This is a genomic window from Dickeya oryzae, assembly GCF_020406815.2.
In the GTDB taxonomy this organism is placed as follows: domain Bacteria; phylum Pseudomonadota; class Gammaproteobacteria; order Enterobacterales; family Enterobacteriaceae; genus Dickeya; species Dickeya oryzae.
The window spans coordinates 445,482-469,242 of record NZ_CP162670.1 but is presented as its reverse complement, the minus strand read 5'-3'; the positions used below and the strand labels follow the sequence as shown (position 1 = coordinate 469,242).

General features: G+C 54.2%; 11 protein-coding genes, 1 tRNA gene, 3 rRNA genes and 1 riboswitch. Of the genes, 4 read left to right on the top strand and 11 right to left on the bottom strand.

Going from position 1 to position 23,761, the window contains the following annotated elements:
* Positions 1 to 17 precede the first annotated feature (17 nt).
* Positions 18 to 215: riboswitch (Lysine riboswitch) on the top strand.
* A 117-nt stretch (positions 216 to 332) separates the two neighbouring features.
* Positions 333 to 1,697, top strand: coding sequence for a lysine-sensitive aspartokinase 3 (gene lysC / locus LF929_RS02210; RefSeq protein WP_023640855.1), 1,365 nt, complete (start codon positions 333 to 335; stop codon positions 1,695 to 1,697).
* Positions 1,698 to 1,775: 78 nt separating this feature from the next.
* Here the strand turns inward: lysC and LF929_RS02205 are convergent, their stop codons facing one another.
* The gene (locus LF929_RS02205; RefSeq protein WP_226093234.1) at positions 1,776 to 3,422 is read right to left on the bottom strand and encodes a Na/Pi cotransporter family protein; all 1,647 of its coding nucleotides are present in this window, start codon (positions 3,420 to 3,422) and stop codon (positions 1,776 to 1,778) included.
* 292 nt (positions 3,423 to 3,714) lie between these two features.
* Between LF929_RS02205 and LF929_RS02200 the strand changes: the two genes are divergently transcribed.
* Entirely contained in the window at positions 3,715 to 5,169 is a 1,455-nt protein-coding gene (locus LF929_RS02200) for a DASS family sodium-coupled anion symporter (protein WP_038909125.1), read from the top strand.
* A gap of 126 nt (positions 5,170 to 5,295) precedes the next feature.
* Here LF929_RS02200 and tnpA read toward each other — a convergent pair whose 3' ends face one another.
* Positions 5,296 to 5,754: an IS200/IS605-like element IS1541D family transposase gene (tnpA, locus tag LF929_RS02195; RefSeq protein WP_033570971.1), complete on the bottom strand. Its 459-nt coding sequence runs from the start codon at positions 5,752 to 5,754 to the stop codon at positions 5,296 to 5,298.
* Between the two features lie 200 nt (positions 5,755 to 5,954).
* The gene (gene metH, locus LF929_RS02190) at positions 5,955 to 9,638 is read right to left on the bottom strand and encodes a methionine synthase (RefSeq protein WP_210174682.1); all 3,684 of its coding nucleotides are present in this window, start codon (positions 9,636 to 9,638) and stop codon (positions 5,955 to 5,957) included.
* 164 nt (positions 9,639 to 9,802) lie between these two features.
* Between metH and iclR the strand changes: the two genes are divergently transcribed.
* The gene (gene iclR / locus LF929_RS02185) at positions 9,803 to 10,633 is read left to right on the top strand and encodes a glyoxylate bypass operon transcriptional repressor IclR (protein ID WP_210181568.1); all 831 of its coding nucleotides are present in this window, start codon (positions 9,803 to 9,805) and stop codon (positions 10,631 to 10,633) included.
* Positions 10,634 to 10,655: 22 nt separating this feature from the next.
* Here the strand turns inward: iclR and aceK are convergent, their stop codons facing one another.
* The 4 genes from aceK to metA all read right to left on the bottom strand — a co-directional run bounded on the left by aceK (position 10,656) and on the right by metA (position 16,656).
* Complete coding sequence (aceK, locus tag LF929_RS02180) at positions 10,656 to 12,413, bottom strand: bifunctional isocitrate dehydrogenase kinase/phosphatase (protein ID WP_226093674.1); 1,758 nt, start codon at positions 12,411 to 12,413, stop codon at positions 10,656 to 10,658.
* A 78-nt stretch (positions 12,414 to 12,491) separates the two neighbouring features.
* Positions 12,492 to 13,799 (bottom strand): isocitrate lyase, encoded by a 1,308-nt coding sequence (gene aceA / locus LF929_RS02175; protein WP_038905800.1) that lies wholly within the window; start codon positions 13,797 to 13,799, stop codon positions 12,492 to 12,494.
* A gap of 23 nt (positions 13,800 to 13,822) precedes the next feature.
* Positions 13,823 to 15,421 carry a malate synthase A gene (gene aceB / locus LF929_RS02170; RefSeq protein ID WP_210174671.1) on the bottom strand — a complete coding sequence of 533 codons (1,599 nt, stop codon included), beginning with the start codon at positions 15,419 to 15,421 and terminating at the stop codon, positions 13,823 to 13,825.
* 305 nt (positions 15,422 to 15,726) lie between these two features.
* A complete protein-coding gene (gene metA, locus LF929_RS02165) occupies positions 15,727 to 16,656 on the bottom strand; it encodes a homoserine O-succinyltransferase (RefSeq protein ID WP_038909128.1) in 930 nt (309 codons plus the stop codon).
* Between the two features lie 418 nt (positions 16,657 to 17,074).
* Between metA and LF929_RS02160 the strand changes: the two genes are divergently transcribed.
* A complete protein-coding gene (locus tag LF929_RS02160; protein ID WP_210175837.1) occupies positions 17,075 to 18,115 on the top strand; it encodes an IS481 family transposase in 1,041 nt (346 codons plus the stop codon).
* A 272-nt stretch (positions 18,116 to 18,387) separates the two neighbouring features.
* On the opposite strand, the gene rrf is transcribed toward LF929_RS02160, so the two are convergent.
* From rrf to LF929_RS02140, 4 genes are all read right to left on the bottom strand, one after another.
* A 5S ribosomal RNA gene (rrf, locus tag LF929_RS02155) occupies positions 18,388 to 18,503 on the bottom strand.
* A gap of 131 nt (positions 18,504 to 18,634) precedes the next feature.
* Positions 18,635 to 21,541, bottom strand: a 23S ribosomal RNA gene (locus LF929_RS02150).
* A gap of 193 nt (positions 21,542 to 21,734) precedes the next feature.
* A tRNA-Glu gene (locus LF929_RS02145) sits at positions 21,735 to 21,810 on the bottom strand.
* An 86-nt stretch (positions 21,811 to 21,896) separates the two neighbouring features.
* Positions 21,897 to 23,438 (bottom strand): 16S ribosomal RNA (locus LF929_RS02140).
* The 16S, 23S and 5S rRNA genes sit together here with 1 tRNA gene alongside, the layout of an rRNA operon.
* Positions 23,439 to 23,761: the final 323 nt, after the last annotated feature.

Genomic DNA, 23,761 nt, shown 5'->3' with positions numbered 1-23,761 from the left:
CTTGCGCACGTGTTGCGCAAGCCAGAAGAGGAGCGCCGCCCAGGCAAGGTATCGGAGGAACCGTATCCGATGACGATACCAGAGGGGGAGCAGCGCCGAGACGGACGTAACCTACGGTGTTTACGCTGTCGACTGCAGGGGCTGAATCCCCTGGGTTGTCACCCGCATCGCTTCGCAACGCGAAACGATCAGCAAGGTGGAGCGCTTCTGGGTGTGCCGTAGCCAGTTCCTACGCCTGCCCCCTGCTTACCGCTCTTCCCTTGTGCCAAGGTTTAACGATGGAATGCTGTTGTCGATAACGACGATGACGCCCCTGACACGAGGTTTTTTGAATGTCTGTTAATACGAATAACTCACTGATTATTGCCAAATTCGGCGGCACCAGCGTCGCCGATTTCGACGCCATGAACCGCAGCGCCGATATCGTGCTGTCTGACGCTCAGGTACGCGTGGTGGTGCTGTCTGCCTCTGCTGGCGTCACCAACCTGCTGGTTGCGCTGGCTGAAGGTTTGCCGCCGGAGGAACGGGCGGCGCAGCTGGAAAAACTACGCCAGATTCAATACGCCATTATCAACCGTCTCAACCAGCCTGCCGTTATCCGCGAAGAAATTGAACGCATGCTGGAAAACGTAGCCCGCCTGTCGGAAGCGGCGTCGCTGGCTACCTCCAATGCCCTGACCGACGAGCTGGTCAGCCACGGCGAACTGATGTCCACCCTGCTGTTTGTGGAAATCCTGCGTGAGCGTAATGTCGCCGCAGAATGGTTCGACGTGCGTAAAATCATGCGCACCAATGACCGCTTCGGCCGCGCCGAACCAGACTGCGACACGCTCGGCGAGTTAACCCGTAGCCAGTTGGCACCGCGTCTGGCACAAGGTCTGATCATTACCCAGGGCTTTATCGGCAGCGAAGCCAAAGGCCGCACCACCACACTGGGCCGCGGCGGCAGCGATTACACCGCCGCCTTGCTGGGTGAAGCGTTAAACGTTAGCCGCATCGATATCTGGACTGACGTACCCGGTATCTATACGACCGACCCGCGCGTAGTGCCATCAGCTCACCGCATCGACCAGATTACCTTTGAAGAAGCCGCCGAAATGGCGACCTTCGGTGCCAAAGTGCTGCACCCGGCGACGCTGTTACCCGCCGTGCGCAGCGATATTCCAGTATTTGTCGGCTCCAGCAAAGACCCGGCGGCGGGCGGCACGCTGGTGTGCAACAACACCGAAAACCCACCGTTGTTCCGTGCGCTGGCATTGCGCCGTAAACAGACGCTACTGACCCTGCATAGCCTCAACATGCTGCACGCGCGCGGCTTTCTGGCCGAGGTGTTCAGCATTCTGGCTCGCCACAACATCTCGGTAGATTTGATCACCACGTCTGAGGTCAATGTCGCGCTGACGCTGGATACAACTGGCTCAACCTCCACCGGCGACAGCCTGCTGTCCAGTGCGCTTTTGACTGAACTCTCCTCGCTGTGTCGGGTGGAAGTGGAAGAGAACATGTCGCTGGTAGCGCTGATCGGTAACAAGCTGTCGCAAGCCTGCGGTGTCGGCAAAGAAGTGTTCGGTGTACTGGAGCCGTTCAATATTCGCCTTATCTGCTATGGTGCCAGCAGCCATAACCTGTGCTTCCTGGTGCCCTCCAGCGATGCCGAGCAGGTGGTACAGACTCTGCACCACAACCTGTTCGAATAAGCCTTCCGTACTGCCGCAACAAAAAAACCGAAATCCATAGGGTTTCGGTTTTTTTTACTGTCACTGATATTACTGGGGTTACGCCGACGCAGAGGACTCTTCCCGCCCGTCATCCTCGTCTTCCGTCATCATCAACACGTTATAGGCCACCGCGCAGAACAGTGAATTCAGCCGGTTCATATCGCCCAGTAACCCAAGATGCAGCGAACTGGTTTCCAGACTTTGCACATTTTGCTGATGCAGCCTGTCAACATGCGCATGGGAATAACGCCGGTTCAGAATACGGAAACGGTGTTTGGCCCGGCGCAGGCGTCTGGCGCTGGTCATATCCGACGACAGGAATACCGACATCCCCAGACGCAGGTTGTTCATCAACTGCTCATACAGCGTGTTCAGCTCATCCTGACCTGCCGTTGAGAACCCGCGCAACCCGTCAGGCGTGTGGGCGTCTAAATCGCAAACCACCCGTTCGATGATATCGCCAGCCTGTTCCAGACTGAGCGCCATTTCAATCACTTCCGCCCAGCGTTGGGAATCACGCTTATGCAGGCCGGCTTTTTCAATCTGCGCCAGATAGAGCTTGATGGCGTTATAGAGCACGTCCACATCATCATCCAGCTTACGGATCTCGCGCACCGGCGGGCGATTGCCCTGCAGTGCGTCCTGAAACATCTTCAACATCTGTTCAATCACATCGCCAATACGCAGCGTTTCCCGCGCGGCGTTAGCCAGCGCCAGCGTCGGGGTATCCAGCGCGCTGACATCGAGATGACGGGGGCGCAGTCGTGGGTCGAGATCGGGCTCAATCCGCACCAGATTACTGCACAACTCCGCCATACGTCCGGCAAACGGCAACAACAGCAGGCAGCGCACCAGGTTGTACAACAGATGGAAGTAAATCACCCGCTCCGCATCCGGTAATGGCAACGCCTCCATCAGGCCAGCCAGATAGCCGATAGCAGGCAACGCTGGCAGGCAACCGATCAGTTTGAAGAACATACTGCCCAATGCCACCTGCCGTGCCAACGCCCCCTGTGCACTGGCATTCGCCAGCGCCACAATGCCGCTGCCCAGATTAGCACCGATGACCAGACACAGCGCCGCATCAAGGGAAATCACATGGCTGGCGGTCAATGTCGCCGTCAGCAATACCGCCGCCAGACTGGAATAACTCACCACAGCAAACACCGCGCCGACCAGCGCATCCAGCATCACATCCCCGGTCAGGGACGAAAACAGCACCTGAACACCCGTGGTTTGGGTAATCGGTGTCGCCGACTGCACAATCAATTCCAGCGCCAGCAGAATCAACCCCAGCCCGATAGCAACACGCCCCAGTTGACCGGCCCGGGTCTGTTTCCGGCCGAGAAAGAACACCACGCCAAGGAATATCAACAAGGGTGACAGCCAGGAGAGATCAAACGTCAGCACACGAACCATCAAGGCGGTACCGACATCGGCCCCCAGAATGATGACCAGCGCCGGAGCCAGCGCGATCAACCCCTGCGAGACAAAAGAAATGGTCAGCAGCGCGGTCGCGTTACTGCTCTGTACCAATGCCGTCACGCCTATCCCTGCGAGAAACGCCAGCGGCTTACGGCTCACGCTATCGCTGATGGTGCGACGCAAACGTGCGCCGTATACCCGCATAATTCCGGTACGAACAATATGCGTCCCCCATACCAACAACGCGATGGCAGACAACAAGTTCAACAACGTCAGCACAGAGCCCGGCCTCCTTCAGTTAAAACCGTGGTGATTAACACAGGTATCCCTCCCTAAACCAGGCGCCTCCTGCCTGTATCCGTTCTTGAGACTGCCATCTTACTGATATCTTATCTATTCTTACGTGAGCCAACGGGGGTAAATACACGTAATTTTTTAAAAACACGGTCTAAATCAAAAACAAGGTGTTTTTCCCCCACGCCGCCTATTTCTGGCGTTATGCTTTTTTCATCAGCCGTTGCAGTCAATACCGGCGACGGTAACGTTTCAGCCTTGAGCAAAGGAAATATGGATGAAGACTAAAACCGCATATGGCCTGAACTGGCTGGCATTGCTCATTATTGTGATTGTGAGCGCCTTCTTCTGGCAACTGACGCCACCTACCGGACTGAAACCCGCCGCCTGGCACTCCGCCGTATTGTTTGTCGCTACTATCATCAGCATTGTGGCGAATGTCTTGCCTATTGGCGCTATTGGCCTCATCAGCATTACCTTGTTCGCCCTGACCTATGCCGCTGGCGACACCAATGCCAGCGCCTCGATTCAAACCGCATTGAGCGATCTCAACAGTTCGCTTATCTGGTTGATCGTGGTGGCATTCATGATCGCCCGCGGTTTTATCAAAACCGGCCTGGGTCGCCGTATCGCTTTGCAAATGATCCGCCTGTTGGGAAAACGCACGCTCGGGCTGGCTTATGGATTAGCCTTCGCCGACCTGGTGCTGTCCCCCGCGATGCCCAGTAACACCGCACGCTGTGGCGGGGTCATTTACCCTATCGCCGACTCGTTAGCTCGCAGCTTCGACTCCAAACCGGAAGACGCCTCCCGCAGTAAGATCGGCACCTTCCTGATTACCTGTATCGGCAACGTGAATGATGTCACCGCCGCCTTGTTTATGACCGGGTACACCGGCAACCTGCTGGCGGTGAAACTGGCAGCCAACGCCGGTGTCACCATCACCTGGGGCAGTTGGTTTGTCGCTGCGGTAGTACCTTGTGTGATTTCGCTGTTGCTGGTGCCACTGTGTGTGTATGTGCTGGCGAAGCCGGAAATCCGCCACACACCGGATGCACCGAAACTGGCAATTACCGAACTGGAAAAAATGGGGCGCATGTCGCGCGGTGAATGGCTGATGGCCGTTACCGTGGTGATCCTGCTGGTCTTGTGGATTTTCGGTGACATGCTGGGAGTGGACGCCACCACTGCCTCCTTTGTCGGCCTGTCTTTCTTACTGCTGACCGGCGTACTCAATTGGGAAGACATCAAGAGCGAAAAAGGCGCGTGGGATACGCTGATTTGGTTCGCCGCGTTGCTGATGATGGCCAACCAGTTGAAGAAGCTGGGCTTCACCACCTGGTTTGGCGACCTGATCGGCAATAATATTGGTCACCTGATGCAGGGCACCAGTTGGGTGCTAGTGCTGTTGTTGCTCAATGCCGCCTATTTCTACACCCACTACTTTTTCGCCAGCGGCAACGCGCAAATTGCGGCACTGTACGCGGTGTTTCTCGGCGTCGGCATTAATCTGCACATCCCGGCGGCACCGATGGCCCTGATGCTGGCGTTCACCAGCAGCCTGTACTGTTCGCTGACCCAATACACCCACGCCCGTGGCCCGATTCTGTTCGGCGCAGGTTACGTTCCCACCGCCGTCTGGTGGCGTACCGGCTTTATCATCAGCCTGATTAATCAGGCGATATTCATGACTGTTGGCCTGTTATGGTGGAAAACCATCGGCCTTTACTAAGCCTGTCAGACATCAAAATAAATATCCTCCGGCATAGCCGGAGGTTTTTCATATGCGCCTATAAGGCTCTGTTACCAGCCGCGCCCTAACAGGCGCATCGCAATCTGACATTTGCATCCAAATCCGTTACTTACGGCCCGTAAACGGGCTACCTGGATACGGGATTGATAACTGCTCGCCCAGTTTATCCTGCTCCAGTTGGTGCTTTATGTAGTCCCGGATCTTCGATGTATTTTTACCCACCGTATCTACATAATACCCTCGGCACCAAAACTCCCTGTTCCTATATTTGAATTTCAGATCACCAAATTGTTCATAGAGCATCAGGCTACTTTTGCCTTTCAGATACCCCATGAAGCTCGATACACTCATCTTCGGCGGGATCTCCACAAGCATATGTATGTGATCAGCACAGCACTCTGCTTCCAGAATCTGCACATTTTTCCATTCACACAGCTTTCTTAAGATACTCCCTACTACACGCCGTTTCTCACCGTAGAAGACCTGTCTTCGGTATTTGGGTGCGAAAACTATGTGATATTTACAGTTCCAGCGAGTGTGCGCTAAGCTCTTTTCGTCCCCCATTGGGACCCCCTTTTGATTTCTTGTTTGACCATTGCAGTTGCCAGACCGCAAGGTGTTTTAACAAATCAAAAGGGGTTTTTATATCCGCCCCAAAGCTGGAAGCTTTACGGAACCCCCAGCCTAGCTGGGGGTTTTCTATAGACAAAAAGCACAGGCCGGGTTACCCCGGCCTGTTTTTTCTTATCGACGCTGTTGGTTAATCAGTCTGCGTCATACCCCAGATTCGGTGCCAGCCAACGCTCAATGTCCTCTATCGGCATCTGCTTGCGAACCGCATAGTCTTCCACCTGGTCACGCTGGATTTGCGCCACGGCGAAATACTTGCTGTCCGGATGACTGAAGTACCAGCCAGACACCGACGCGCCCGGCCACATGGCGTAAGACTCGGTAAGTTTCATGCCAACGGTGTTGTCCACGTCCAGCAATTGCCAGATGACGGCTTTCTCGGTGTGATCCGGGCAAGCCGGGTACCCCGGTGCCGGGCGAATGCCCTGATAATTTTCGCGGATCAACTCGTCGTTACCGAGGTTCTCGTTCGGCGCATAGCCCCAGTAGACCTTGCGCACCCGCTCGTGCAGGTACTCGGCGAATGCTTCCGCCAGCCGGTCTGCCAGCGCCTTGAGCATGATCTTGTTATAGTCGTCATGCTGTGCTTCCCATTGTGCCGCCAGCGCGTCTTCTTCCAGACCGCCGGTCACCGCGAACGCACCAAGGTAATCCGGCTTTCCACTGGTTTTCGGTGCCACCACATCCGCCAGGCAGTAGTTCGGGAAATCCGTCTTTTCGGTTTGCTGACGCAGGTGATGGCTGACGGTCAGCACCTCAGTGCGGCGCTCATCGGTATAGATTTCAACGTCATCACCTACCCGGTTAGCCGGAAACAGCCCCACTACGCCACGCGGATTCAGCGTACCGTTGGCGGACAGGGTATCCAGCATGGCATTCGCGTCCGCAAACAGCCGCTTGGCTTCCTCCCCCACCACCTCGTCTTCCAGAATGTTGGGGTATTTGCCCGCCAGCGACCAGGTCATAAAGAACGGCGTCCAGTCGATATAGTTGCGCAAGGTCTCGATACTGGCGGTAACCGGTTGTACCCCAAGGCGATGTGCTACTGGTGGTGTATAACTTTCCCAGTCGATCGGCATCGCGTTATCGCGCGCCACCGCCAGCGACACCGGCGGTGTGCGCGGTTTTTTACGGCCGTGCTGGATGCGCACCGTTTCGTATTCTTTGCGGATACGCGCCACAAAGTCATCGCGCTGCGTATCTGAGAGCAGCGCCGACACCACGCCCACCGAGCGCGACGCATTCTGCACGTATACCGTCGGGCCGCTGTAATTCTGCTCGATCTTCACCGCAGTATGCGCTTTGGAGGTGGTCGCGCCGCCAATCAACAACGGCAACGTAAAGCCCTGGCGTTCCATCTCTTTGGCGACGTTGACCATTTCATCCAGCGAGGGGGTAATCAACCCTGACAGGCCGATGATATCGACATTCTCTTCACGCGCCGTCTTGAGAATTTTATCGGTCGGCACCATCACGCCCAAATCGATGATTTCGTAGTTGTTGCACTGCAATACCACGCCAACGATGTTTTTGCCGATGTCGTGTACGTCGCCTTTCACCGTCGCCAACAGAATTTTACCCGCGCTGGACCCTTGCTCTTTGCTCGCCTGGATAAACGGCTCCAGGTACGCCACCGCCTGTTTCATGACCCGCGCCGACTTCACCACCTGCGGCAGGAACATCTTACCGGCACCGAACAGGTCGCCGACCACATTCATGCCGTCCATCAACGGCCCTTCGATCACTTCGATGGGACGTGCCGACTCCGCTCGCGCCTCTTCGGTATCCTGCTCGATAAACTCGGTGATACCTTTAACCAGCGCGTATTCCAGCCGTTTTTTCACCGGCCAGCCGCGCCATTCCGCTTCGCCTTTGTTGCTATCGTCATCGGATTTGCTGCCCCGGTATTTCTCAGCAATCTCCAGCAGCCGCTCGGTGCCGTCGTCGCGCCGGTTGAGAATGACGTCTTCGACAGCGTCACGCAGTTCGGCGGGCAGATCGTCGTAAATAGCCAACTGACCGGCGTTGACGATCCCCATGTCCATGCCATTACGGATGGCGTAATACAGGAACACAGCGTGAATCGCCTCACGTACCGGCTCGTTACCACGAAACGAGAACGACACGTTAGACACACCGCCGGAAATCAGCGCGTGCGGCAACTGGGCTTTGATATCGGCGCAAGCCTCAATGAAATCCACCGCATAGTTGTTGTGCTCTTCAATACCGGTGGCAACAGCAAAAATGTTCGGGTCGAAAATGATGTCTTCTGGCGGGAAACCGACCTCTTCAGTCAGGATCTGGTAAGCACGGCGACAAATTTCAATTTTGCGCGCGCGGGTATCCGCCTGCCCCACTTCATCAAACGCCATCACCACCACGGCAGCACCGTAACGGCGCACCAGCCGGGCGTGATGAACAAAGGCTTCCACGCCTTCTTTCATCGAAATCGAGTTGACGATGCCTTTACCCTGAATGCACTTCAGCCCCGCCTCTACCACGTCCCACTTGGAGGAGTCGATCATGATAGGCACACGGGCGATATCCGGTTCACCAGCGATAAGATTCAGGAAACGCACCATCGCCGCTTCGGCGTTAAGCATCCCTTCGTCCATGTTGATGTCGATGATTTGCGCGCCGCTTTCCACCTGTTGGCGCGCCACATCCAGCGCCTCGTTGTACTTCTCTTCTTTGATCAGCCGCTTGAATTTGGCAGAGCCGGTAACGTTGGTACGCTCGCCAACGTTAACGAACAGCGTGTCATCACCAATATTCAGTGGCTCCAGCCCGGACAGGCGGCAGGCAACTGGCAGCGTCGGCAGCGCGCGCGGCGCGACACCCTCAACGGCTTTCACCATTGCAGCAATGTGTTCTGGCGTAGTACCGCAGCACCCGCCGATGATATTCAGGAAACCAGACTGCGCCCATTCGCCAATCTGGCGCGCCATTTCATCCGCATCCAGATCGTATTCACCAAAGGCGTTCGGCAGCCCAGCGTTGGGGTGCGCGGTGACATAACATTCAGCAATGCGCGATAACTCCGCCACATACTGGCGCAGCTCATCCGGCCCCAGTGCGCAGTTCAAACCAAACGACAGCGGCCGGGCATGGCGCAGCGAGTTATAAAACGCTTCGGTGGTCTGCCCGGACAGGGTACGGCCGGAAGCGTCGGTAATGGTGCCGGAAATCATCACTGGCAGCGTGACACCCAGCGCCTCGAATTCGGTTTCTACCGCAAAAATAGCGGCCTTCGCGTTCAGCGTGTCAAAAATCGTTTCAATCAGGATGATATCAACGCCACCGTCAATCAGCGCGCGGGTCGATTCCCGGTAGGCAGCCACCAGTTGGTCAAAACTGACATTACGATACGCCGGGTCGTTTACATCCGGTGAGATTGACGCGGTGCGGTTAGTCGGCCCCAATACCCCGGCCACATAGCGTGGACGCTCTGGCGTACGAGCCGTCCACTCATCGGCGCAGGCTCGCGCCAGCCGGGCGGCGACCGTGTTGATTTCCGCCGATAGCGCTTCCATCTGGTAGTCGGCCATGGCGATACGGGTGGCGTTGAAGGTGTTGGTTTCCAGAATATCCGCGCCCGCGGCCAGATAATCATGATGAATGGCGGTGATGACTTCCGGCTTACTCAGCACCAGCAGGTCGTTATTCCCTTTCAGGTCGCAGTGCCAGTCGGCAAAACGTTCACCGCGATAATCTTCCTCCTGCAGGCGGTAACTCTGGATCATGGTGCCCATGCCGCCATCCAGAATCATAATGCGCTGCGCCAGTTGCTGCTGTAATGCCTGTAACCGATTTGCCATCATCTTATTCTCGTTATTACCCTCGTCTGTGCGAATACTTATCCTAGCACAAGAGTGCGTCGTGCCAGCGCTGCGCACCGTTGATAACCCCATCTGATAAGACGGTTGCATTCTGCGCTAAAAAAACGAAAATCGATTCCATGATATGAAAAAGGAAACCGATGATGACGCCACCCGAACCCGCCAAACGCGGTAAAAAACCCCGCGCTACCACGGCCAGCACAGCGCAGCCCGCCGGTCAGGTACAATCGCTGACCCGTGGCCTGACACTGCTGGAATATATCGCCAAGGCCAACGGCAGCATCGCGCTGACCGATCTGGCCCAACAAGCAGGCCTGCCCAACTCCACCACACACCGATTGCTGACCACCATGCAACAGCAAGGCTTTGTTCGCCAGGTCGGTGATTTAGGATTATGGACCATCGGTACCCATGCGTTTATCGTCGGCAGTAGCTTTCTGCAAAGCAGAAATCTGCTCAGCCTGGTGCACCCGATGCTGCGTCAGTTGATGGAAAGCTCCGGTGAAACGGTGAATCTGGCTGTGCTGGACCAAACCGATTATCAGGCAATCATCATCGATCAGGTGCAGTGTACCGCGCTGATGCGTATGTCAGCACCGATCGGTGGCAAGCTGCCGATGCACGCCTCCGGTGCCGGAAAAGCGTTTCTCGCTATGTTGCCGGATGACAAAGTCACCCAGTTACTGCACCGCAAAGGGTTACACAGCTATACCCCACACACCCTAAGCGCCCAGACGTTGAAAGAGAATCTGACGGCGATTCGCCGCCAGGGTTACTCGCTGGACGATGAAGAACATGCGTTAGGCTTACGGTGTGTTGCCGCCTGCATTCTCGATGAACACCACGAAGCCTTTGCCGCTATCTCTATCTCCGGGCCAGTGTCCCGCATCACCGACAACCGCATTACCGAACTGGGTGCGCTGGTGATTAAGGCGGCAAAAGAGATTAGCTACCAATACGGCGGCGCGCGTTAAACTGCATCACGACATCAGCACATCATGACGTCAGCGCGCTGTCTGACGTCACCGGGTCGGCATAGCGCAAGCTAAAGCGCTTTCTGCGCCGATAGGCGTAGACATCCTCGATATGACCGCTGCGGATCCGCTGCTGTAACGCCCGCCAGTACTCAGCCCGAAACAGGTCGGCGTGCAGTTCTTCGAACAGCGGCAGCAAACGGCGGTCGCTACACAAAAACTGGCGGAACTCCTCGGGAAAGACATCATTCGGCCCAACGCTATACCAGGGCTCTGCTGCCAGTTCGTCCGCCGGATCGCGCGGTGGAGGTATATCGCGGAAATTCACTTCGGTCATGTAACAGATTTCATCGTAGTCATAAAACACTACCCTGCCGTGACGGGTCACGCCGAAGTTCTTGAACAGCATATCGCCGGGAAAAATATTGGCGGCCGCCAGTTGCCGGATGGCATTGCCGTACTCCTCAATCACATCGCGCAGCGCCTGCCCGCTAGCCTGCTCCAGATAAAGATTCAGCGGTGTCATTCGCCGCTCCATATACAGATGGCGGATGACCAGCCGGTCGCCCAGGTCTTCCAGCTTGTCTGGCACTTCCCTCCACAGCTCCGCCAGCAGTTCAGGGCTGATGCGCGCTTTCTCCAGCACGAAGTTTTCATACTCCTGCGTATCGGCCATGCGTCCGACGCGGTCATGCTCCTTCACCAGCCGATAGCACTCGCGTACCCGTGTCTCGCTGACCTCTTTTTGCGGCGCAAACTTGTCTTTAATCACCTTGAACACCCGATCGAACGTCGGCAGTGTAAACACCAGCATCACCATCCCTTTCACGCCCGGCGCGATAATAAACGGCTCCTGAGTGCTGGCGATAAAATCGAGGTACTCCCGGTAGTACTCGGTCTTGCTGTGCTTCTGACACCCAATAGCCAGATACAATTCGGCCGTTGTTTTACCCGGTAAAATGTCCCGCAGCCAGGCCACCAGTGCCGACGGCAACGGCGCGTAGATCATGAAGTAGGAACGGGCGAAACCAAATACAATACTGGCGTCCGAGTGACGAGTCAGGCAGGTATCCAGAAACAACGCACCGCGTTCGTTATGGTGAATCGGCAGTAAAAAGGGAAATACGCCCCCCGGTAAACGCAGTTTCCCCACCAGCCAGGCTGCTTTATTACGATAGAAAAGCTCGTTGGCTACCTGCAGCGAGGCTTTAGCCAGCGATGCCGTCGGAAATGCCTCCCGCAGCGATCGCTCCACATAGCCGATATCCCGTGCCAGGTCTTCCCACGGCAACCGCAATGGCAGTGCCGTCAACACCGCTTCCAGCATGGCCGCCCACCCATTGTCAGGCGTATAAGTTCGGGCCAGTGGTCGTGGAATCTCCTGAAAGCGTCTCGCGGGCTGCGAGCTGAACACAAACAGCTTGTCCGGCGTCAGCTCCCGGTGATGAAACAACCGACAATACACGGAGTTGAAGAAGCTCTCGGCAATTTCGAAGCGGGGATAATCCGGCAGCAAGGCGGTGTAAATCTGTTTAACCCGGGCGACGAAGGTGGCGTCATAACATTGCCGGTCAGTGATACAACCCAGTTGTTCGACGACCAGCCCAACATGGTGATCGTAGAGCTGGATACGCTGCTTCATCGCCTGCTGTACCGCATGCCAGTCTGCTTGTTCGAAGCGCTGCTGCGCCCCGGCGGTGATTTCCAGAAACCGACCATACTGCGCATCGAATCCTTGCAGAATGGTCTGTGCCACCAGTTTTTCCCGTCCCCGACTCATCCAACTCTCCTCTTTGGCCATCGACATAACGACACGCGGCCAGCATCAGGCTGGCCGCGATAGGGCGGATAACCCGCGTCAGAACTGTTGTTCTTCTGTCGATCCGGTCAGCGCCGTCACCGACGACACACCTCCCTGAATCAGCGTGGTCACTTTGTCAAAGTAACCGGTCCCCACCTCCTGCTGGTGAGAAGAGAAGGTGTAACCTTGTTGAATGGCCGCAAATTCCGGCTGCTGTACTTTCTCCACATAGTGTTTCATCCCTTCGCCTTGCGCATAGGCATGCGCCAGATCGAACATGTTGAACCACATGCTGTGAATACCCGCCAGCGTAATGAACTGGTATTTGTAGCCCATCGCCGACAACTCATCCTGAAAATGAGCGATGGTGCGATCGTCCAGATTCTTCTTCCAGTTGAATGACGGCGAGCAGTTATACGCCAGCAGCTTACCGGGGAAACGGGCATGAATCGCCTCGGCAAAACGCCGCGCCTGTTCCAGATCCGGCTTAGAGGTTTCACACCACACCAAATCGGCGTAAGGGGCATAAGCCAGTCCGCGACTGATGGCCTGCTCTACACCGGCGCGGGTGCGGTAAAAACCCTCCACCGTACGTTCACCGGTGATAAAGTCCCGGTCGTAGTCATCACAATCCGAAGTCAGCAGATCAGCCGCATCCGCATCAGTTCGCGCTACCAGCAATGTCGGCACGCCCAACACATCGGCCGCCAGACGAGCCGCAACCAGCTTCTGTACCGCTTCCTGCGTCGGTACCAGCACTTTGCCACCCATATGACCGCATTTCTTCACCGACGCCAGTTGGTCTTCAAAATGCACGGCGGCCGCACCGGCTTCAATCATCGATTTCATTAACTCAAACGCATTCAACACCCCACCAAAACCGGCCTCCGCATCAGCTACGATCGGTAAGAAGTAATCGGTGTAACGCGGGTCATCCTGCCCGATACCGTTAGCCCACTGGATTTGATCCGCACGGCGGAAGGTATTGTTAATGCGCTGCACTACTGCAGGCACCGAGTTAGACGGATACAACGACTGATCCGGGTACATACTGGCGGCCAGGTTGGCATCTGCCGCCACCTGCCAGCCGGACAGATACACCGCTTCCAGCCCGGCTTTCGCCTGCTGCAATGCCTGCCCGCCGGTGAGCGCGCCAAGGCAGTTGACGTAGCCTTTACGTGACTTACCGTTCAATAACTTCCACAGTTTTTCCGCCCCCAGTTGCGCCAGTGTGCAGGCAGGGTTCACTGAACCACGCAAATTCACCACGTCCTCAGCGCGATACGGGCGGGTGATGCCTTCCCAGCGCGGGGTATTCCACTCTTTTTCCAGTTGCTCGATTTGTTGGGTACGAGAGGTGCTCATAGCGATTCCTTTTTTAAACAGGATTAATCAAGTAAGTCGTAACCGGGTAAGGTAAGAAAATCGATTAGCGCGTCTTGCGTGGTGATACGCTCCATCAGTCGGCCTGCTTCCTCGAAACGGCCGCTATCGAAGCGGGTGTCACCCAGCTCACTACGGATAACCTGCATCTCTTCAGCCAGCATCTGGCGGAACAAGGCTTTAGTCACCACGCGGCCATCACTGAGGGTTTTGCCATGATGAATCCACTGCCAGATGGAGGTGCGGGAGATCTCTGCGGTAGCCGCGTCCTCCATCAGACCGTAAATCGGTACGCAACCGTTGCCGGAAATCCAGGCTTCGATGTATTGCACGGCTACGCGGATATTGGCACGCATACCCGCTTCGGTACGCTCGCCTGGGCAAGGGGCCAGCAGTTCATCAGCGGTTACCGGGGTATCATCTTCACGCAGCACATCCAACTGATTGGGGCGATCCCCCAGCAAGCGGTCAAACACCGGCATCACGGTGTCAGCCAAACCGGGGTGGGCAATCCAGGTGCCGTCATGACCATTGCGCGCTTCCAGCTCTTTGTCCTGCCTGACCTTCTCTTGCACCCACGCGTTACGCTCCGCCTCTTTGCTGGGTATGAACGCAGCCATCCCCCCCATAGCAAATGCACCGCGCCGGTGACAGGTTTTGATCAGCAAACGCGAGTAAGCGCTCAGGAACGGTTTGTCCATCGTCACCGACTGACGGTCTGGTAATACGCGGTCCGGGTGATTCTTCAACGTTTTGATGTAACTGAAGATATAGTCCCAACGACCGCAGTTCAGCCCGACGATATGGTCACGCAGGTGATACAGGATCTCGTCCATCTGGAACACAGCAGGCAAGGTTTCAATCAATACCGTCGCTTTAATAGTGCCGCGCGCTAAACCGAACTGGTCTTCGGTATAACTGAACACCTCACTCCACCAGGCTGCTTCCTGCCAGGATTGAGTTTTCGGCAAATAGAAATACGGGCCGCTGCCTTTTGCCAACAGTTGGCGGTAGTTGTGGAAAAAATAGAGCGCGAAATCAAACAGGCTGCCGGGGATAGGCTCATCATTCCACAACACATGTTTTTCCGGCAGGTGTAACCCACGAACCCGACAAATCAACACCGCGGGATTGGGCTTGAGCTGATAAATCTTTCCCGCCTCGTTGGTGTAGGCGATGGAGCCACGCACAGCGTCACGCAGGTTGATTTGCCCCTCGATCACTTTTGACCAACTGGGTGCCAGTGAGTCTTCAAAGTCTGCCATGAAAACTTTCACATTGGCGTTCAGGGCGTTAATCACCATTTTGCGTTCCACCGGACCAGTAATCTCTACCCGGCGATCCAACAAGTCATTCGGAATACCACGAATTTTCCAGTCAGAATTTTTTATGGAATCCATTTCCGAAATAAAACCCGGTAATTCACCACTATCAATCCGCGCCTGTATTACCTGACGTTCGGCCAGCAGGTGATTGCGCTGCGATGTAAACCGGCTTACCAGCGCAGTGAGAAAATCAACCGCCTCCGTCGTCAGAATCTGCCGTTCCGCGTCACCTAACGCTGCGGTGAATACCAGTTCCCTGCTTATCGTCTGTTGTGTCATGTCGTCGTTCCTTTTTGCTCCGCCATCTTCGCCTTATTGGCTGCTCAATCTGCGAACTTAACTCGAACGTTTTTCAGCCAACAGAACTAAGCCTAATCCAATAAAATTAAAAATCAAAAACTATTTCCATTTTATAAATAAATGACAAACAACTATTTGATTAATAAAAAGTTAAATTTTTATGCAATAGAGAAACCTATTTCATACATCATAAAAACAGGTACAAGGAGAAGCCTGTCGTATACCAACAGGAAAAAGAAAAGGCGCCGTTAGGCGCCTGACAGGAAAAATGGAGGTAAGGAGAATCAGTCCAGTGTAGGGTTCATATGACGCAAGTCGAACGGCGTGATCTGGTAAACGTAGTAATTCAGCCAATTGGAAAACAGCAGATGCCCGTGGCTACGCCAGGTCGCCCTTGGGGTTTTCTCAGGATTATCGTCTGGAAAGTAATTTACCGGGATCACCGGCTCCAGACCGGCTTCACAGTCACGGAAATACTCACCCGACAGGGTCAACGCATCATACTCAGGATGGCCGGTAACAAACGCCAGCCGCTTGTCCTTGCTGGCAAACAAATAGGCTCCTGCTTCATCAGACTCCACCAGAATATCCAAATCGGTATGCTCGCGGATAACACTGGAAGGAAAATCGGCATAACGGGAGTGCGGAGCCAGAAAAGTTTCATCAAAGCCACGCGTCAGTAAGGCATGAGGCTGCAGCGTAAGATGCGAATATACACCAGATAACTTCACCTCGCGGGTCAGTTTGGGAATCCCGTACAGGACATTCAGTGCTGCCTGAACCGCCCAGCACACAAACAGGGTGGAAGTAACATGTTCCTTAGCCCACTTAACAATCCGCTCGATCTGCGGCCAATACACCACATCACAAAAATCGACCAATCCCAACGGTGCGCCGGTCACAATCAGGCCGTCAAAGTTCTCGTGCTCGATATCTTCAAAATCGCAGTAGAAATTGTTGAGGTGCTCTACCGGCGTATTCTTCGACTCTCGGCTATCGATACGCAACAATTGAATGTCTATCTGCAGTGGTGAGTTCGACAGCAACCTCAGAAACTGATTTTCCGTTTCGATCTTTTTTGGCATCAGGTTAAGCACCAACACCTTCAAAGGACGAATTTCCTGTGTCTTTGCTCGGGAAGACGCCATCACAAAGACGTTTTCATTACGCAAAAAGCTGACTGCTGGCAACTCATCAGGAACCCGGATTGGCATAGCCTACACCTCACTGCACACGTTTATACGTTTATACGTTTAGACTTCTAGGCAGCTAAAGATAGCGATTTTCAGCGGCAATGTCGAGCGCATAACCCTCTGGTTGAAAATCTTTCATAAGAAATTCGATTTGTATATCCATATTTAGCATAAGAGCGAAGAGCAAGGCAGAGTGGAGTTGAGTGAAGCCTCGGGAATGGGGAAAAACAACAAGGATATAGAGGAGAACGGATGAGAGATGAGAGATGAGAGATGAGTCCGATGGTGGAGCCGATGCCCTAATGAAGCGGTATCAAAGCGGCTTCAGCGTATAAATTGTATTAGTCGCGACTTGATCTGACACATGGCCTTGAAAGGTTGAGAGTTACCGGTTTTGATAGGGGTGTCGAAGCCTTATACAAAACACAAGGTAACTCTCATGTTTCATACTACCAATCCCGTTATCAAACACAAAGCTGGTTTGCTCAACCTCGCTGAAGAGCTCAGCAACGTATCCAAAGCCTGCAAAATCATGGGCGTTTCACGGGATACGTTTTATCGTTATCGCGAACTGGCTGATGAAGGCGGCGTGGATGCACTGATAAACCGTAGTCGTCGCGCTCCTAACCTTAAAAATCGTACCGATGATGCCACTGAGCAGGCTGTTGTTGATTATGCTGTCGCATTCCCGGCTCACGGCCAGCACCGGACCAGCAACGAGCTGCGTAAACAAGGTGTTTTTATCTCCGGAAGCGGCGTTCGTTCAGTCTGGCTGCGTCACGACCTTGAGAACTTCAAAAAACGTCTGAAAGCGCTGGAAGAAAAAGTGTCTCGTGAAGGTATCGAACTTACTGATACCCAAATTGCCGCGCTGGAACGTAAAGCCAGTGATAACGAAGCCTGTGGCGAAATCGAAACCGCTCATCCGGGCTATCTGGGCTCGCAGGACACGTTCTATGTGGGCAATCTGAAAGGCGTCGGGCGGATTTACCAGCAGACGTTCGTCGATACGTATTCGAAAGTAGCTCACTGCAAGCTCTACGTGACTAAAACGCCGATTACAGCAGCTGATTTACTGAATGATCGTGTACTGCCGTTTTATGAGTCTCATGGCCTGCCGATGCTGAGGATACTGACCGACAGAGGCACAGAGTACTGTGGCAAAGTGGAGCAACATGATTACCAGCTGTATCTGGCGATAAATGACATCGACCACACGAAAACCAAAGCGATGTCGCCACAAACCAACGGTATCTGTGAGCGGTTCCATAAAACGATACTAAACGAGTTTTATCAGGTGACGTTCCGTAAAAAGTTATATGGCGATCTCGACACATTACAAGCGGACCTTGATGAATGGCTGACTCACTATAATAATGAGCGAACCCATCAGGGAAAAATGTGCTGTGGGCGGACGCCAATGGAAACATTACTTGATGGAAAACGCATCTGGGCTGATAAAAATTTAAGCCAGATGTAATCTGACAGACACCTGTATAAATAACCGGTAACTGTCAGATCAGGTCTGAGCTAATACATATAAATCAGCGCAATCAAGGCACCCTATCAGAAGTGACTGACCCGCTGTCTCAGGCTGCCGCCCGGACGATATCCAGTAAAACCCCGGTGCTAACCAGTGCGCGCTGGGCGCATTGACCCGGCTCAACCGGTCATTACCCGCCCGGTCATTCACCCGCAAACCAAAAAAACAAAAGGCCCGGTCTTTCGACCGGGCCCTTCGCTTTGTTTGATGCCTGGCAGTTCCCTACTCTCGCATGGGGAGACCCCACACTACCATCGGCGCTACGGCGTTTCACTTCTGAGTTCGGCATGGGGTCAGGTGGGACCACCGCGCTCTCGCCGCCAGGCAAATTCTTTCGACGTCTGTTCAACGTCCTGATTCTTCATGTCGCCGTGTATCGCTACACCACGCCATCCAATCCTCGAACAAGCTAAAATCTCGTCTCTGTCTCTCTCACCAAAACACCTTCGGTGTTGTAAGGTTAAGCCTCTCGGGTCATTAGTACTGGTTAGCTCAACGTATCGCTACGCTTACACACCCAGCCTATCAACGTCCTCGTCTCGAACGTCCCTTCAGGGGAATCTAGTTCCCAGGGAAGACTCATCTCGGGGCAAGTTTCCCGCTTAGATGCTTTCAGCGGTTATCTCTTCCGCACGTAGCTACCGGGCAGTGCCATTGGCATGACAACCCGAACACCAGCGGTGCGTTCACTCCGGTCCTCTCGTACTAGGAGCAACCCCCCTCAATCTTCCAACGCCCACGGCAGATAGGGACCGAACTGTCTCACGACGTTCTAAACCCAGCTCGCGTACCACTTTAAATGGCGAACAGCCATACCCTTGGGACCTACTTCAGCCCCAGGATGTGATGAGCCGACATCGAGGTGCCAAACACCGCCGTCGATATGAACTCTTGGGCGGTATCAGCCTGTTATCCCCGGAGTACCTTTTATCCGTTGAGCGATGGCCCTTCCATTCAGAACCACCGGATCACTAAGACCTGCTTTCGCACCTGCTCGAGCCGTCACTCTCGCAGTCAAGCTAGCTTATGCCTTTGCACTAACCTCCTGATGTCCGACCAGGATTAGCTAACCTTCGTGCTCCTCCGTTACTCTTTGGGAGGAGACCGCCCCAGTCAAACTACCCACCAGACACTGTCCCCAGCCCGGATTACGGGCCCAGGTTAGAACATCAAACATTAAAGGGTGGTATTTCAAGGTTGGCTCCATGCAGACTGGCGTCCACACTTCAAAGCCTCCCACCTATCCTACACATCAAGGCTCAAGGTTCAGTGTCAAGCTATAGTAAAGGTTCACGGGGTCTTTCCGTCTTGCCGCGGGTACACTGCATCTTCACAGCGAGTTCAATTTCACTGAGTCTCGGGTGGAGACAGCCTGGCCATCATTACGCCATTCGTGCAGGTCGGAACTTACCCGACAAGGAATTTCGCTACCTTAGGACCGTTATAGTTACGGCCGCCGTTTACCGGGGCTTCGATCAAGAGCTTCTCCTTACGGATAACCCCATCAATTAACCTTCCGGCACCGGGCAGGCGTCACACCGTATACGTCCACTTTCGTGTTTGCACAGTGCTGTGTTTTTATTAAACAGTTGCAGCCAGCTGGTATCTGCGACTCCCCTCAGCTCCATCCGCAAGGGACTTCACCAACAGGAGCGTGCCTTCTCCCGAAGTTACGGCACCATTTTGCCTAGTTCCTTCACCCGAGTTCTCTCAAGCGCCTGAGTATTCTCTACCTGACCACCTGTGTCGGTTTGGGGTACGATTCAATGTTACCTGATGCTTAGAGGCTTTTCCTGGAAGCCGGGCATCTGTCACTTCAGCACCGTAGTGCCTCGTCATCACGCCTCAGTGTTAACAGCAGACCGGATTTACCTGGTCCACCCACCTGCACGCTTAAACCGGGACAACCGTCGCCCGGATGACATAGCCTTCTCCGTCCCCCCTTCGCAGTAACACCAAGTACAGGAATATTAACCTGTTTCCCATCGACTACGCTTTTCAGCCTCGCCTTAGGGGTCGACTCACCCTGCCCCGATTAACGTTGGACAGGAACCCTTGGTCTTCCGGCGTGCGGGTTTTTCACCCGCATTATCGTTACTTATGTCAGCATTCGCACTTCTGATACCTCCAGCAGCCCTCACAGGCCACCTTCACAGGCTTACAGAACGCTCCCCTACCCAACAACACCTAAGTGTCGCTGCCGCAGCTTCGGTGCATGGTTTTAGCCCCGTTACATCTTCCGCGCAGGCCGACTCGACCAGTGAGCTATTACGCTTTCTTTAAATGATGGCTGCTTCTAAGCCAACATCCTGGCTGTCTGGGCCTTCCCACATCGTTTCCCACTTAACCATGACTTTGGGACCTTAGCTGGCGGTCTGGGTTGTTTCCCTCTTCACGACGGACGTTAGCACCCGCCGTGTGTCTCCCGTGATAACATTCTTCGGTATTCGCAGTTTGCATCGGGTTGGTAAGCCGGGATGGCCCCCTAGCCGAAACAGTGCTCTACCCCCGAAGATGAATTCACGAGGCGCTACCTAAATAGCTTTCGGGGAGAACCAGCTATCTCCCGGTTTGATTGGCCTTTCACCCCCAGCCACAAGTCATCCGCTAATTTTTCAACATTAGTCGGTTCGGTCCTCCAGTTAGTGTTACCCAACCTTCAACCTGCCCATGGCTAGATCACCGGGTTTCGGGTCTATACCCTGCAACTAGACGCCCAGTTAAGACTCGGTTTCCCTGCGGCTCCCCTATTCGGTTAACCTTGCTACAGAATATAAGTCGCTGACCCATTATACAAAAGGTACGCAGTCACACCCTAAAGGTGCTCCCACTGCTTGTACGTACACGGTTTCAGGTTCTATTTCACTCCCCTCGCCGGGGTTCTTTTCGCCTTTCCCTCACGGTACTGGTTCACTATCGGTCAGTCAGGAGTATTTAGCCTTGGAGGATGGTCCCCCCATGTTCAGACAGGATACCACGTGTCCCGCCCTACTCATCGAACTCACAACCTGTGCATCTTCGTGTACGGGACTGTCACCCTGTATCGTGCGCCTTTCCAGACGCTTCCACTGACACACAAGCCGATTCAGGTTCTGGGCTCCTCCCCGTTCGCTCGCCGCTACTGGGGGAATCTCGGTTGATTTCTTTTCCTCGGGGTACTGAGATGTTTCAGTTCCCCCGGTTCGCCTCATTAACCTATGGATTCAGTTAATGATAGTGTGACGAGTCACACTGGGTTTCCCCATTCGGGTATCGTCGGGTATAACGGTTCATATCACCTTGCCGACGCTTTTCGCAGATTAGCACGCCCTTCATCGCCTCTGACTGCCTAGGCATCCACCGTGTACGCTTAGTCGCTTAACCTCACAACCCGAAAGTGTCTCGGGATATGAGTATTTTGAGAGACTCGAACAACACATGAATTCTCACTCACATGCTGTCGTTTCAATTTTTCAGCTTGTTCCGGATTGTTAAAGAGCAGATAACATAAACCTGACTATCTCTAATCAGTTTTAGGTTAGCGTTGACCGTGCCTTTCACCCACTGTCAGTCATACTGGCGTCCCCTAGGGGATTCGAACCCCTGTTACCGCCGTGAAAGGGCGGTGTCCTGGGCCTCTAGACGAAGGGGACATCACTTGTCAGCTTCGCAAGACGCTTTTGACTCTTTCTTATCATCAGACAATCTGTGTGGACACCACGCAGGCACTTCTACTCGGTAAGGAGGTGATCCAACCGCAGGTTCCCCTACGGTTACCTTGTTACGACTTCACCCCAGTCATGAATCACAAAGTGGTAAGCGCCCTCCCGAAGGTTAAGCTACCTACTTCTTTTGCAACCCACTCCCATGGTGTGACGGGCGGTGTGTACAAGGCCCGGGAACGTATTCACCGTAGCATTCTGATCTACGATTACTAGCGATTCCGACTTCATGGAGTCGAGTTGCAGACTCCAATCCGGACTACGACGTACTTTATGAGGTCCGCTTGCTCTCGCGAGGTCGCTTCTCTTTGTATACGCCATTGTAGCACGTGTGTAGCCCTACTCGTAAGGGCCATGATGACTTGACGTCATCCCCACCTTCCTCCGGTTTATCACCGGCAGTCTCCCTTGAGTTCCCACCCGAAGTGCTGGCAACAAAGGATAAGGGTTGCGCTCGTTGCGGGACTTAACCCAACATTTCACAACACGAGCTGACGACAGCCATGCAGCACCTGTCTCAGCGCTCCCGAAGGCACCCTCGTATCTCTACAAGGTTCGCTGGATGTCAAGAGTAGGTAAGGTTCTTCGCGTTGCATCGAATTAAACCACATGCTCCACCGCTTGTGCGGGCCCCCGTCAATTCATTTGAGTTTTAACCTTGCGGCCGTACTCCCCAGGCGGTCGATTTAACGCGTTAGCTCCGGAAGCCACGGTTCAAGACCACAACCTCCAAATCGACATCGTTTACAGCGTGGACTACCAGGGTATCTAATCCTGTTTGCTCCCCACGCTTTCGCACCTGAGCGTCAGTCTTCGTCCAGGGGGCCGCCTTCGCCACCGGTATTCCTCCAGATCTCTACGCATTTCACCGCTACACCTGGAATTCTACCCCCCTCTACGAGACTCTAGCCTGTCAGTTTTGAATGCAGTTCCCAGGTTAAGCCCGGGGATTTCACATCCAACTTAACAGACCGCCTGCGTGCGCTTTACGCCCAGTCATTCCGATTAACGCTTGCACCCTCCGTATTACCGCGGCTGCTGGCACGGAGTTAGCCGGTGCTTCTTCTGCGGGTAACGTCAATGAACAGACGTATTAAGTCTGCTCCCTTCCTCCCCGCTGAAAGTGCTTTACAACCCGAAGGCCTTCTTCACACACGCGGCATGGCTGCATCAGGCTTGCGCCCATTGTGCAATATTCCCCACTGCTGCCTCCCGTAGGAGTCTGGACCGTGTCTCAGTTCCAGTGTGGCTGGTCATCCTCTCAGACCAGCTAGGGATCGTCGCCTAGGTGAGCCTTTACCTCACCTACTAGCTAATCCCATCTGGGCACATCCGATGGCAAGAGGCCCTAAGGTCCCCCTCTTTGGTCTTGCGACGTTATGCGGTATTAGCTACCGTTTCCAGTAGTTATCCCCCTCCATCAGGCAGTTTCCCAGACATTACTCACCCGTCCGCCGCTCGTCACCCAAGGAGCAAGCTCCTTTGTGCTACCGCCCGACTTGCATGTGTTAGGCCTGCCGCCAGCGTTCAATCTGAGCCATGATCAAACTCTTCAATTTAAAGTTTGATGTGTTTTCCGAAGAAAACGGTGCTCAAAGAATTTACTGTTTATTCGTAATGAATTAACTGTTGTCACTCTTCAAGACTTTCACTAATTTTTTAGTGAAGTGTCCTGCGAGTGCCCACACAGATTGTCTGATTGATTGTTAAAGAGCAGCGCCACTTACCGTGGCCGCGGGTCGCATATATTATGCTTTCCCGACAAGAAGTCAAGCGATATGCGCCTGATTTCTTACTGAAACTGCGCTGGCGTTTCGCCGTTGCCGTGTCAGTGGAAGCGCATTATAGGGATCCGAACGGGTTACACAACCACTTTTTCAAT

What these genes read in the sequence shown, in the direction of transcription:
- lysC (WP_023640855.1), top strand. Translation starts at nt 333, where the DNA reads ATGTCTGTTAATACGAATAACTCACTGATTATTGCCAAATTCGGCGGC.
- LF929_RS02200 (WP_038909125.1), top strand. Translation starts at nt 3,715, where the DNA reads ATGAAGACTAAAACCGCATATGGCCTGAACTGGCTGGCATTGCTCATT.
- tnpA (WP_033570971.1), bottom strand. Translation starts at nt 5,754, where the DNA reads ATGGGGGACGAAAAGAGCTTAGCGCACACTCGCTGGAACTGTAAATAT.
- metH (WP_210174682.1), bottom strand. Translation starts at nt 9,638, where the DNA reads ATGGCAAATCGGTTACAGGCATTACAGCAGCAACTGGCGCAGCGCATT.
- iclR (WP_210181568.1), top strand. Translation starts at nt 9,803, where the DNA reads ATGACGCCACCCGAACCCGCCAAACGCGGTAAAAAACCCCGCGCTACC.
- aceK (WP_226093674.1), bottom strand. Translation starts at nt 12,413, where the DNA reads ATGAGTCGGGGACGGGAAAAACTGGTGGCACAGACCATTCTGCAAGGA.
- aceA (WP_038905800.1), bottom strand. Translation starts at nt 13,799, where the DNA reads ATGAGCACCTCTCGTACCCAACAAATCGAGCAACTGGAAAAAGAGTGG.
- aceB (WP_210174671.1), bottom strand. Translation starts at nt 15,421, where the DNA reads ATGACACAACAGACGATAAGCAGGGAACTGGTATTCACCGCAGCGTTA.
- metA (WP_038909128.1), bottom strand. Translation starts at nt 16,656, where the DNA reads ATGCCAATCCGGGTTCCTGATGAGTTGCCAGCAGTCAGCTTTTTGCGT.
- LF929_RS02160 (WP_210175837.1), top strand. Translation starts at nt 17,075, where the DNA reads ATGTTTCATACTACCAATCCCGTTATCAAACACAAAGCTGGTTTGCTC.